Raw genomic sequence first — 12,196 nt, 5'->3', positions numbered from 1 at the left:
TTCTTACTTATTTACCTTTTGTTTTCAGCTCTGTCCAGTAGCGATCGTAGTCTTTTAACTTATCGTCTACATCAACAAGCCACTCTGTACGATCTAATTCTTCTTTTGTTAAGAAGATCATGTGATTATCACGATATTCTTTACTATGAAGAGGATAAGCTTTTTCATTTGGATTACTGTAACCAATTGACTCGTAGTTTTTCACACTTACTTTTTCATCTAATAAGTAGTTCATAAACTTCTCTGCAAGTTCTTTATTTTTCGCACCTTTTGGAATTGCTAACGTATCAGCCCAAATTGTGCCACCTTCTTTTGGTACAACGTATCCTACATCTTTATTGTCTTTCGCAATGAATGCTGCGTCTCCAGACCAAACTGTCCCGATCCAAGCATCTTCTGTAATGAATTTTTGTTTAATATTATCTGTATCGAATGCTAATAAGTTTGGAAGTAGCTTCTGCAAATCAGCAGACGCTGTCTTTAACTGTGCATCCTCTTTCGTGCTATTAGAGAAACCGTTTTTCTTAAGTCCCATTCCTAATACTTCACGAGAATCGTTTAATAAAGTAACATGTCCTTTATATTTCTCGTTCCATAAATCATTCCAGCTTGTAGGTGTTTCTTTCACATACTTTTTATTGTATGCAATTCCTGTTACACCCCAAGTATATACTAGAGAATACTTATTCTCTGGATCAAACGCAGGTGTTTTAAAGTTAGAAACAAGGTTCTCGATGTTCGGGATATTCTTCTTATCTAAAGGCGCTAATAAGTCCATCTTCGCCATCGTTTTCACCATGTAATCAGATGGCTGAATTAAATCATATGTCGCGCCACCAGCTTGTAATTTCGCAAGCATTTCTTCATTACTTGCATATTTATCGTAGTTAATTTTCACGTTATATTTCTTTTCAAAATCTTTTAAAACTTGCTCATCAAAATTGTCAGCCCAGCTATAAATGTTTAATTCTTCTTTTTTCTCACCACAACCAGCAAGTACACCTGCAGCAAGACTGAAGCTAATTGCTATACCAGCTAATCTCTTCACTAATTTCATCGGTTTATTACCTCCTCGTTCTTTCTATATCATTCGTATTATAAAGGAAGGTGTCCTCCAGGGTTCTCTTCACCGTCTGCACCTTTATTACGGAAAATTTCCGATAGCACCATTAATCCTACAATTACAACAATTAATATTGTAGAAAGAGCATTAATTTCAGGCGATACTCCACGCTTAACCATACTATAAATGTATAATGGCAATGTTGTTGATCCTGGTCCTGATACGAAGAAACTAATTACAAAATCATCAATCGATAATGTGAATGTTAATAATGCGGCTGAAATAACTCCTGGTGCAATTGCTGGAAACGTTACATAACGAAACGTTTGCCACGGCGTTGCTCCTAAATCGTTTGCAGCCTCTTCTAAATCACGTCCCATACCAGAAAGACGTGCCGCTAAAATAACAACAACAAATGAAATACTGAATGTAATGTGTGCAATAATAATTGTTGTTTTTCCAAGTTCCATACCTAATTGACTAAATAGGATAAGTAAAGATAATCCCATTAAAATATCAGGAATTAAAATTGGTAAATATACAAGACCGTTAATGGCCCCTTCAAAACGATATTTGTAACGGTGTAATGCAATAGCAAAAATCACACCAAGAACTGTCGTCACAATTGTCGTTATAACAGCAATCGTCATACTATTTACAAACGCATCAATAACATCTTGTTTTTGAAATAAATCTGTATACCAATGGAGTGTAAAGCCCTCCCATTCCGCATTAATGCGAGAATCGTTGAAGGAATATACCATTAAAACCATCATTGGAAAATACAAAAACAATAAGATTAACCAAGAATAAGAAACTAAAAACTTCTTCATTTTTGCCTATTCCCCTCCGTTTCCATCATATTTATATACTTTCGTTGCACGATAATATAAGTAAATTAACAGAACAGAGAATAGAACAACAATCATAGATAACGCGGAACCAAACGGCCAGTCACGTGAACCTAAGAATTGGTTTTGAATTACGTTTCCGATTAATGCTACTTTCGATCCACCCATAACGTCTGATACAACAAACATTCCGATAGAAGAAACGAATACTAAAATAGAACCAGTTGTAATCCCTGACATCGTCATCGGTACTGTTACATTCCAAAATGCCTTTACTGGTGTTGCTCCTAAATCATAAGCCGCCTCTAGCTTACGCTTATCAAGCTGCTCAATTGCTGCATACACTGGTAAAATCATAAATGGTAATAAAGAATATACCATTCCGAGTATTACAGAAGGCGTATTATATAGCAGATTTAAAGGTTCACTAATAATACCTAGTTTCAATAGCAATGTGTTTACAAGACCTTGTGAACGTAAAATAACAATCCATGCGTATGAACGAACAAGAAAGTTAATCCAGAACGGAATCGTTGCCAATAATAGAAGGATAGAACGATATTTACGATCAACAATTGTAATTGTATAGGCGAATGGATAACCGATTAATAAACATAGTACTGTCGTAATAACAGCTATCTTCACTGTTTCCCATAACGTCCCCATATATAATGGGTCAAACACACGTGCTATGTTATCTAATGTAAATTTCATTTCCACTGTCCCGTATGCTCCGCGCTGCATGAAGGCAAATGCTAATACGAACAGAAGTGGAATTAGGAAGAAGAGTAACAGCCATACGACTGTAGGTAATGCGAGTAATTTCCCTTTCTTCAATTTAAGGTCACCTCGTCCTCTTGCTCCCAGCCTACATATACATTATCTCCAATGCTCCACTGCGTTGCTTCTTCAGCAGTTTGGTATGCCATTAGTAATTCCGCTGTTTTCTCCTCACGTACATATAGCTTTTCCATATTTCCAACAAATTCAATATCTTCAATATGTCCAAGATGGTATTCTTTTAAAATTGGCTCTTCAACCGAGCGAACTTTTACATTTTCAGGGCGAACTGCTACGTAGTTTTCCCCATTTTTCACGATATTATTTTCACCGATGAACGTCGCAACAAACAATGTTTTCGGCTTATTGTAAATTTCCTTAGGCGTGCCGACTTGTTCGATATGCCCTTTATTCATAACGACAATACGATCACTCATACTCATCGCTTCTTCTTGATCGTGCGTTACATATATGAACGTAATTCCTAAATTACGTTGTAAGTTTTTCAATTCACGTTGCAAATCTTTTCTTAACTTAAAGTCAAGCGCTCCAAGTGGCTCATCTAATAGTAATACACGTGGGTTGTTTACAATTGCTCTTGCAATTGCTACACGCTGCTGCTGTCCACCAGAAAGCTTCGAAGGTTTACGATTACGGAACTCAAGTAACTGCGTTAAACGCATTGCCTCTTCCGCACGTTCTTTCTGTTTTGCTGCTGATACTTTTTGCATTTTCATACCGAAACAAATATTTTTTTCAACATTCATATGTGGGAATAGTGCGTAATGTTGGAACACTAAATTCATATGACGCTTGTATGGCGGCAAATCGTTAATCTTTTCATCATCTAATAAAAGATTCCCTTTAGTTGGGGTTTCAAATCCTGCGATCATACGAAGTAAAGTCGTTTTCCCGCAACCACTCGGTCCTAAAATTGTTAAAAATTCTCCTTCTTTAATATCTAAAGAAAGAGGGGGGATAATCACTTGATTTCCAAAATGTTTTTCTACTGCTTCAACTTTAATAATCTTTTTCATTTTCCCGTCCTATCTACCTTAAATTTTAATTTTTATATTCATGAATAAATATTTATGTTCTATAGACTATTTTTTTGTTTCGATCCAAACAAAAATGGTTGTTTAGCAGCGTTCTCTTCTATTCTTTATGTAGTATGTTTGATTCATTTTCGCATGATACATATGTCGAACAGAAAAACCCCTTCAGTTGCGAAGGGGTTTTTATCATACGGCTACGCCTACTGATAAACACCATCATCATTTTAACAACTTTCGTATGAATTTTAAAGCACTTTTTGTAGAAGAGTAACGAATTTTCATGTCGAATGCTGTAGATTGGGACAAAATGCTTTTATAATGGGAAAAAGTCCGAAAACTTTGTTCACCATGATAGCTGCCTAATCCACTACTTCCAACGCCCCCAAAAGGTAAATATGGCGTTGCAAGATGATATACGACATCATTTATACATCCTCCGCCATATGAAATATTACTCGTCACTTTCTCTTGCACTTTTCTATCTTCAGAAAATACATATAGTGCTAACGGCTTTGGATGGTGCTGAATCGTTTCAATTACCTCTTCTATTTTGTCATATTCTATAATTGGTAAAATCGGCCCAAAAATTTCATCTTCCATAACAGCACTTTGCCATGTAACATTCGTTAACACTGTCGGCTCGATGTGTAATGTTTCTTTCGTATAATTCCCGCCAATCACAGGTTTACCATCTTGCAAAAATGTACATAAGCGTTCAAAATGACGCTCACTCACAATTCGTACATAATTGTCATTTTGCAAAGCATCTTTTCCATATTGCTCTGCGATTTCATGTCTTAATGCCTCGATTAACTGCTCTTTCACTGAAGAATGAACATACATATAATCAGGCGCTACACACGTCTGCCCAGCATTCAAAAACTTGCCCCAAACGATACGTCTTGCGGTTACATCTAGCTTTGCATCTTTATGTACAATACATGGGCTTTTCCCGCCAAGCTCTAACGTAAGAGGCGTTAATTTTTTCGCCGCTGCTTCCATAACAACTTTTCCGACACCAACACTACCTGTAAAGAAAATATAGTCAAACGATTCCTTTAAAAGTGCAGTGCTTTCCTGAGCACCGCCTTCTACTACCGATACAAGCTCTTCTGGGAATAATTCACCTAACATTCTCGTAAGCACTTTTGAAACGTTTGGCGTTAACTCTGACGGCTTTAAAACGACTGTATTGCCAGCTGCCAATGCTCCTACGAGTGGTGCAATTGCTAATTGAAACGGATAGTTCCACGGTGCGATAATAAGCGTCACACCATACGGTTCTGGCACCACTTTCCCCTTCGATCCAAAATGAGTAAGAGCTGTGCGAACACGCTTTGGTTTACTCCAAGATGAAATATGCTTCATTTGAAAAGAAATCTCTTTTAGTACATATCCAATTTCTGTTGTAAATGATTCGTGAACTGATTTATTCAAATCTAATTTCAACGCTTGAAAAATCTCACCTTCAAAACGCTGAATTCCATCATAAAGCTTTTTTAAATTATTTTTTCTTGTTTCTATACTTCTCGTATATCCATTATAAAAATATTGCTTTTGTTTATTTACAATAGAAGAAATGCTCATCTATTCACCTTCTCCCACTATTTTTATCCAATTCTTTCATTATTTATATAGAACTTTTTTACTCGTAAAATTACATTATATATAATTTTTTCTTTTATATAAAATTCATTGCTCACAAAAAACTACCGAAAGAAAATCTCCCGGTAGTTTTACTGTATTAACGGTATAAACGAACAGCACCTGCAGAATTATCATCAGCTTGTCCTACTACTTCAAACTTCAGACCAAGCTTCGGTAAAATACGTCCTGCATCTGGAATCTGCTCATTAATATACTTTTTAGAGTCATCGAACTTCGGTACCCCTGGTAATCCATCGTATACGAATGTTCCACGCGTTGGAGATACAACTTTCCAAGCTGGCGTTTTGTCGAATGAGAACGCCGCATCAGCAATTTGGAATCGCGTACTGCTTGTAAATGTTGGTTTGCCATTTAAAGTTCCTGCAATTGCTTCTGGATGAGAGTCAACTACACCAAGGAAACCATGTCCTGGATGTATGCCAACCCAGTTATCTGTGTAAGCTGAATCCGCATACCATACAACCATACCAGTGTTATATACTGGACCGCGAGCAAATTTCAATGCGTTATCTGAACCCGCATAGTTTCTCCACTCTACATAGTAGTTATGCTTTTTCTTATCCATTCCGTTAGATGCAACGAAACCGTCCAATTTGAATTGTGGTGTACCTTCTGCATCATCAGAGAATGCAACTTTACCATCTACTGTTAATGACGCATTATCAAGAGCAAATCCGTTTAACGCTAAACCACCATCCGTAATGTACTCAAATGTTAATTTCACTTTCTTACCTTTGAACTGACTTAAATCATATGATTTATCAATCCATTTTCCATTTGTCGTAGCTGCATTTCCACTATTTGCTTTCTCACCAATTCTTTCAATCAACGTTTTTTGTCCATCTTCTGTTACAGCTTGTACTTCAAGGAAATCGTACTCTGCTTCGATTTCATACAATGACTTATAATCGAATTTTGCAGTCGTTGCTTTCGTTAAATCGAATAGTGGCGTTTCCATCGTTGTATGAAGGTCATCACCTTTTGTGCTGTAGTAATACTGTTTACCAAATGCAGGCTGAATTCCTTTTACATCTTTATCTGGTAAGTTAACACGAATCAGACCTGGACGATCTGACTTCGTAACACTTTGGTCTAAGTATGTTGCAAGACCGATACCTTTATTTAATTTCTCGTAATCTACTTCTACGATATTCGCCCAGTTACCACCGATTGTTTTTTGGAAAAACTCTTTATTTTGTGGTGATAAACTCGTTGGCGTTGTTCCTGCGATTTTACCAGCCCAGCTTCCGCCACTCATAATAGACCAAGCTTCAACCGGTTCACCATCACCGCTATACTGTGTATCATACTCATCTGGAAGACCTAAATCATGGCCATATTCATGTGCGAATACACCAACCGCGCCATCTTCTGGTTCAATTGTGTAGTCGAAAGCTGCCATATTTCCGCCCCAATATGGAACTTTCGCTTGTGTACCTTCAATTGCGAATGGTTTTGGTCCAACTGTCCAGCGATGTGACCAAATTGCATCATCACCTAATTTACCACCGCCAGCTTCTTGTCCAACACCCGCATGAATAATCATTAAGTGATCGATTAAACCGTCCGGTTGATTTTGATTCCCATCACCATTTACATCATATTGATCGAACTGATCAAACTGTGATAAATCAAGTCCGCTATCTACAGCCGCTTTTAATGCATCTTTTACTAGATCACGTGGTCCTTTTGGTCCTTTATTATCATGACCTGTACCAGCATCTGCACCGTAATCAGCAGCTTTACCTGGAACTGTTAACCATTTTGTGACTGTTCCGTCCACTGTGTAACTACCACCTGATTGCTCTTCGTAATATTGTTTAAACGTTTCGATTTTGCTTCCATCCTCTAACGCGAATGGCTCATTACCGAATAACATTTTTTCATAATGTTCTTTGTTAAAATCGTTAGAATACATGTAGCCAGGCTCTTTATCAATATTGTTATGCTTGAAATCAGCGTACTCTACAAGTAAAACAAGTACTTTATCTTTACGAACTTCACCGTTATACCCTTTTTGCTTAGCAGGTGAAGTTGGTACTTTCCCATTTAAGCCTCCTCTAACTGGACCTGTTCCTGCTGTAGTCCCGTTTGCTGGCTGCTCTGATTTTTCTTTCGTATCTGCCTTTGCATCTTTCACTTTCTTTAAAAAGTCAGATGCATCTTTCGTAAGTTGGTCCCCACTTGCCGCTTCTTTCCCAGGATTTTCACCCTTCTTTTTCTCTACATACTTTTCGACAGCTTTCTTTGTTTCTGTCCCTGAAGCAGATGAATCAATTACCCCACGTTTTTTTAGCGCATTTGCTAATCTCTCTTCTGGGATTAAGTGATCATCAACTGGGCTTGTAGCTGTCTTGTTCTCCGGCGTTTCAGCATATACAGACTGGCTTCCAGCACCAAACGACAAGCCTAGAACAGCTGTCAAAGCAATTGATGATAACACTTTAAATGGTTTCTTTTTCATCCCTTATTGCCTCCCCTAATATAAAATATGTATTACATACTTTATATTATTAAAAATTCAATATATTTTCAATATTTAGTTATATTATGTAATTTTTTTAATATATTTGTAAAAATTTCATAGTTAGCATACGAATATATCACAATTCAACAATGTTTTCGGAAAATATTGAAAATATTTGTCAGAAACTTTATAATCGCCATAGAGGGAATTTAATGGGGATTTTATCTTTGTTTCATCTACAAAATATTTGATAATTCACTATATAAAATACAAAATCCGATTGCATTATCATATATTCTGTAGCAGCAATTATGACCACTAATTAGGGAGGAATTACATTTGTACAAAGATAAGGCTGACTCACTAGATCAAGAATGGATTGATTTAATACTTGAAGCTCTAGATGCTGGCATTGCCCTGCAAGATATTGAACACTTTTTTCAACGTATGAAGCATACGAGCCAGGCTCAATAGCCTCGTTCTTTTTAACGAAGTTTATGTTATAATAATCACATCATAAGACGACTACATATTGATAGAAAGGTGCGCAAATATGATAGGAGAACGTATAAAACGCCTTCGTTTACAAAAAGGCATTTCATTAACAGAACTCGCCGAAAAAGCTGGTGTCGCTAAATCTTACATTAGTTCTATAGAACGGAATTTACAAAAAAACCCTTCTATTCAGTTTCTTGAAAAAATTGCAGCTGTTCTACAAATTCCAGTTGATACTTTACTTCACGATGAAACAACAACGGAGGGTCACCTAGACTCCGAATGGACACAGCTCGTTAAAGATGCGATGAGCTCTGGTGTCTCAAAAGAACAGTTTCGTGAATTTCTCGAATTTACACAATGGAAGAAAAATCAACAATAATACATATAAAAGAGTGCTTAAAACGGGCACTTCTTTTTTTCTTTATAAAAAAAAGCGGGGAATCCCCCGCTTTTTTTATTTATTATTTTTCTTCTCCATCTGTTTGGTTAGCATTGAATGTCCATTCTAAGTTCAATGAATCGCCTTGGAATTTGTTTTGATCTTGACCATTCTCTTCGAATACAAATTGTACCCATAGATAGTCCTCTGTACCAGCTTCTAAGCCACCTTTTTCTCCCCACTCAGGAGCAAAGATGTCTTTAGCTAAAAGATCTGGATCAGCATTTTGTAAATCAGCTAAAGTTGTTTCATATACAGGCTCGCTTTGTTTATCCCAGTTCCAAAGGAATTTCACTTTAATATGCTTACCGAAGTCTTCACCAGCATTATCACCTTTTGCATCTTTCACAGTATACTTTGTCGCTAATTTAACATCTTTAATTGCTAACGTACCGTCGTTCTTTAATAAGAACTCTTTCTTAACAGAATCCCCTGGTTTTAAATCTTTAATATCTACAAGCGTTTTAGGGTTTAATGTAAGATCTAACGTCCCAGCTGCAAATGTATTGTTTGATACTTCTTTATCGCTAAAGTAAGCGAATGTTCCTCCACCAATTAAAGATAACCCCAATGCTGCTGATGCAACTCCCATACCTAATTTCTTTTTCAGACTCACAATCAATTCCCCCTAGCTGTTTTTTGTATTTTTATCTCTTATTTCAAAATAAGAGGTGTAACTAAAACTATATTAGCTTAGCTAATATTTGTTCTTTTTTTAAAACCTTAAGTTCATTATAACGAACAAGACTATATAAATACAATATATATATTTTGATTATTTTTATTTCTCAACATTTTTTCCTTTTTTTCAGAAAAGTATTGAGAAATAAAGTGAAACTTTAATCAGAGTTTTTCTGTCCATCCCCACTGATCATTAACCTTCACCAAGCGGTGGGCTGCCAACTAACTTCCTCGCATTCGTTAAATTTTTAGGTGAAGACCTATACCCACGAATAGTGAAATAAGAAAAACAAAGCAAATAGGTGAGTCGTAAGGCTCTCTCACCTATTTGTCTTATCATTGTATTTATTCCTTCCGAAATGCTGCTGTATTTTACTTACTATTCCTTCTGTTCTTCCTGCTTCTTACTCTCTTCTAGTTTTTTCGCCTCTTCTTGCTTCTTACTCTCTTCTAGTTTTTTCGCCTCTTCCTGCTTCTTACTCTCTTCTAGTTTTTTCGCCTCTTCCTGCTTCTTGCTCTCTTCTAGCTTTTTCGCTTCTTCTTGCTTCTTACTCTCTTCTAACTTTTTCGCCTCTTCTTGTTTCTTGCTCTCTTCTAGCTTTTTCGCTTCTTCTTGCTTCTTACCCTCTTCTAATTTCTTTTGCTTCTCAGCCTCACTCACTTGCTTTGCTGTTTCATCTACTAATAATTTTTCAAAAGCTTGAATTTGTTTATCAATCACCTGTAAATTAACCTCTTTATCAACATACTCACAGTGCTCTTTAACTATATGAAAACCAGCATTCACATACGAGAATACTTGCTTATTAGATTCACTTTTATTTCCCTTTAACTCTTCTTTCACTTTGTTATAAGGATTTTCTATTGATGCATATACCTTTTGTAACAGTTCCCTCTCAGTAACAATTTTCTCACGTCCTTGCTTCCACGTAACAAGCGCCTGTTCTAATTCTTGAGTGGAAGTGAAAGTTACTTTCGATTTCATCTCTTCATACTCATGCAAAATTACTTCCTTATGTTGCTTAGCTTGTTCTGTCAACTGATCAACTGTTTTTGGAAAAATACTTGCTGTAGAAATTGTTGCCTGCACTTTCGTCTCATGAATGAAAGCTGCCTCTGTATAAGTCATCATTTGAGAACCTAAATAAAAAGTAATAGAGCACAAACATGGCAATATAAGCATCTTTTTGAATTTGCGAGGTGCCTTCAGCATTTTAATCTCTCCTATCGAACAACTTGTTCTTTATCAAGAACTATACCTTTATTATAATAAAGTGAATTACAAAATGATATAAAAATTATGTTTCTTTTTACATTTCTCTTTTAACACAAAAAGAGACTACCACTTTTGATAGTCTCTTTTTGTTGTCATTATTATTTCGTTTCACCATCGCCTTGCTGTGCATCAAACGTCCAAGTTAATTGTAACTTATCGCCTTGGAATTCATTTTGGTCTTTTTTATTATCAACGAATTCAAATTTCACTTTGAATTTATCAGATTTACCTGCAGAAATAACTTTTTCATCCCAGAACCAAGCAGCTAAATCATTATTTACTGCTGTAAGTGTATCACCCTTCAATTTATCTAATGTAGTTTCTTTCACAATCGTCTCATGCTTATCTACATTTTTTAAGAATGTTACTTTAATATGTTTACCAAAATCATCTTTATTATCTTTCTTCGTATCTTCTACATTATAGTCTGTTTTTAATAGAACCTTTTTAATATCTAAAGAGCCTTTATTTTCTAGTTTAAATTCTTTTTCAATTGTATCACCAGGTTTTAAATTCGATACATTAACAACTGTTGATGGACTTAATGATAAATCAAGCGTACCAGCCGCAAATGTATTATTTGACACTTCTTTATCGCTAAAGAATGCAAATGTTCCTCCACCAACTAATGCTGCTCCTAATACTGCTGATGCGATACCCATTCCTAATTTTTTCTTTAAAGTCATGTCCATTTCCCCTTAATATATATATATATATATATATTTGTTAACTTCCTAAACGGAAAGTATAACCAAACGAACTAGACGGATTGTTCTACTTTTTTATCTTTCTTTTCTCCGTCAATGCTACGAATAGCGCCAAAAATAGAAATTGCGGAATAGCCAAGTAAAAAGACTCCAGGAATAATGAGAAGTAATGCTGCTCCCGCTTTTGAACTCGCATAATTCAGTCCATAACCAACGTATGGAACTGTAATATCTGCATACTTTCCAATTACATTCTCTGCAAGTACTGGTGCTAAATCTGGTCCGTTGTTGTTATCCCCTTTTGTTTCATACATTACTTTTCCATTTGTATCTTTCACACCGATAATACGGTGAGTGATAATTTTGTCATCTTTCTCTTTAAACGTAATAACATCACCTTTTTTATATTTAGAACCATCTTTCGTTGGCTCTATCGCAATGATTGATCCTGTTAAAAATGTTGGTTCCATCGATCCTGAAAGAACGCTCTTAAATTGATATCCCATCACTGTTGGATCCCCGCCACTCGCTTTTGAAGAAATAACTACAAAAGCTAAACAAACCATTACCGCAAATAAAACAAATGAGATAACGTTGCTAATCACCTTCCAAATTAATTTCATCGTCTCTCTCCCTCTCCGTTGTTTTATGTTATTTGAAGTATACAATATCCACTTTAGTTCTCTAACAAGAACACAAGTAAATAATATA

12 protein-coding genes are annotated in these 12,196 nt (G+C 35.9%); 2 read left to right on the top strand and 10 right to left on the bottom strand.

Features of this window, described 5'->3' with window-relative positions; genetic code table 11:
• Window positions 1-7: 7 nt before the first annotated feature.
• The 6 genes from potD to inhA1 all read right to left on the bottom strand — a co-directional run bounded on the left by potD (window position 8) and on the right by inhA1 (window position 7,881).
• Window positions 8-1,057 (bottom strand): spermidine/putrescine ABC transporter substrate-binding protein PotD, encoded by a 1,050-nt coding sequence (potD, locus tag NSS97_RS06850; protein WP_341112025.1) that lies wholly within the window; start codon window positions 1,055-1,057, stop codon window positions 8-10.
• 38 nt (window positions 1,058-1,095) lie between these two features.
• Window positions 1,096-1,896, bottom strand: a complete 801-nt coding sequence (gene potC / locus NSS97_RS06845) for a spermidine/putrescine ABC transporter permease PotC (protein ID WP_107886982.1) — start codon at window positions 1,894-1,896, stop codon at window positions 1,096-1,098.
• A gap of 6 nt (window positions 1,897-1,902) precedes the next feature.
• Window positions 1,903-2,751, bottom strand: a complete 849-nt coding sequence (potB, locus tag NSS97_RS06840; RefSeq protein ID WP_002126118.1) for a spermidine/putrescine ABC transporter permease PotB — start codon at window positions 2,749-2,751, stop codon at window positions 1,903-1,905.
• Window positions 2,748-3,731: a spermidine/putrescine ABC transporter ATP-binding protein PotA gene (gene potA, locus NSS97_RS06835; RefSeq protein WP_061675899.1), complete on the bottom strand. Its 984-nt coding sequence runs from the start codon at window positions 3,729-3,731 to the stop codon at window positions 2,748-2,750. The genes potB and potA overlap by 4 nt, the downstream gene beginning before the upstream one ends.
• A gap of 237 nt (window positions 3,732-3,968) precedes the next feature.
• Window positions 3,969-5,336, bottom strand: coding sequence for an aldehyde dehydrogenase (locus NSS97_RS06830; RefSeq protein WP_107886983.1), 1,368 nt, complete (start codon window positions 5,334-5,336; stop codon window positions 3,969-3,971).
• 157 nt (window positions 5,337-5,493) lie between these two features.
• A complete protein-coding gene (gene inhA1 / locus NSS97_RS06825) occupies window positions 5,494-7,881 on the bottom strand; it encodes a M6 family metalloprotease immune inhibitor InhA1 (RefSeq protein WP_107886984.1) in 2,388 nt (795 codons plus the stop codon).
• Window positions 7,882-8,223: 342 nt separating this feature from the next.
• Here inhA1 and NSS97_RS06820 point away from each other — a divergent pair, with 342 nt between their 5' ends.
• Window positions 8,224-8,358 (top strand): anti-repressor SinI family protein, encoded by a 135-nt coding sequence (locus NSS97_RS06820; RefSeq protein ID WP_002011474.1) that lies wholly within the window; start codon window positions 8,224-8,226, stop codon window positions 8,356-8,358.
• Window positions 8,359-8,437: 79 nt separating this feature from the next.
• On the top strand, window positions 8,438-8,761 hold the full coding sequence (locus NSS97_RS06815; RefSeq protein ID WP_002030429.1) for a helix-turn-helix domain-containing protein: 324 nt from the start codon (window positions 8,438-8,440) through the stop codon (window positions 8,759-8,761).
• 82 nt (window positions 8,762-8,843) lie between these two features.
• On the opposite strand, the gene calY is transcribed toward NSS97_RS06815, so the two are convergent.
• The 4 genes from calY to sipW all read right to left on the bottom strand — a co-directional run bounded on the left by calY (window position 8,844) and on the right by sipW (window position 12,108).
• Window positions 8,844-9,437: a biofilm matrix protein CalY gene (gene calY / locus NSS97_RS06810; RefSeq protein ID WP_002030430.1), complete on the bottom strand. Its 594-nt coding sequence runs from the start codon at window positions 9,435-9,437 to the stop codon at window positions 8,844-8,846.
• Between the two features lie 444 nt (window positions 9,438-9,881).
• Complete coding sequence (locus NSS97_RS06805; protein WP_078422193.1) at window positions 9,882-10,715, bottom strand: DUF4047 domain-containing protein; 834 nt, start codon at window positions 10,713-10,715, stop codon at window positions 9,882-9,884.
• A gap of 161 nt (window positions 10,716-10,876) precedes the next feature.
• Entirely contained in the window at window positions 10,877-11,464 is a 588-nt protein-coding gene (locus NSS97_RS06800; protein ID WP_341112021.1) for a CalY family protein, read from the bottom strand.
• A gap of 74 nt (window positions 11,465-11,538) precedes the next feature.
• The gene (gene sipW / locus NSS97_RS06795; RefSeq protein WP_002064334.1) at window positions 11,539-12,108 is read right to left on the bottom strand and encodes a signal peptidase I SipW; all 570 of its coding nucleotides are present in this window, start codon (window positions 12,106-12,108) and stop codon (window positions 11,539-11,541) included.
• Between the last annotated feature and the right edge of the window lie 88 nt (window positions 12,109-12,196).

This window comes from Bacillus sp. FSL R12-0074 (genome assembly GCF_038005725.1).
GTDB classification, from domain to species: Bacteria; Bacillota; Bacilli; order Bacillales; family Bacillaceae_G; genus Bacillus_A; species Bacillus_A mycoides.
The sequence above is the reverse complement of the archived record's forward strand: the minus strand, read 5'-3'. Positions and strand labels throughout refer to the sequence as shown.

Coding starts and splice junctions, on each gene's coding strand:
- potD (WP_341112025.1), bottom strand. CDS start 1,057: ATGAAATTAGTGAAGAGATTAGCTGGTATAGCAATTAGCTTCAGTCTT.
- potC (WP_107886982.1), bottom strand. CDS start 1,896: ATGAAGAAGTTTTTAGTTTCTTATTCTTGGTTAATCTTATTGTTTTTG.
- potA (WP_061675899.1), bottom strand. CDS start 3,731: ATGAAAAAGATTATTAAAGTTGAAGCAGTAGAAAAACATTTTGGAAAT.
- NSS97_RS06830 (WP_107886983.1), bottom strand. CDS start 5,336: ATGAGCATTTCTTCTATTGTAAATAAACAAAAGCAATATTTTTATAAT.
- inhA1 (WP_107886984.1), bottom strand. CDS start 7,881: ATGAAAAAGAAACCATTTAAAGTGTTATCATCAATTGCTTTGACAGCT.
- NSS97_RS06815 (WP_002030429.1), top strand. CDS start 8,438: ATGATAGGAGAACGTATAAAACGCCTTCGTTTACAAAAAGGCATTTCA.
- NSS97_RS06805 (WP_078422193.1), bottom strand. CDS start 10,715: ATGCTGAAGGCACCTCGCAAATTCAAAAAGATGCTTATATTGCCATGT.
- NSS97_RS06800 (WP_341112021.1), bottom strand. CDS start 11,464: ATGACTTTAAAGAAAAAATTAGGAATGGGTATCGCATCAGCAGTATTA.
- sipW (WP_002064334.1), bottom strand. CDS start 12,108: ATGAAATTAATTTGGAAGGTGATTAGCAACGTTATCTCATTTGTTTTA.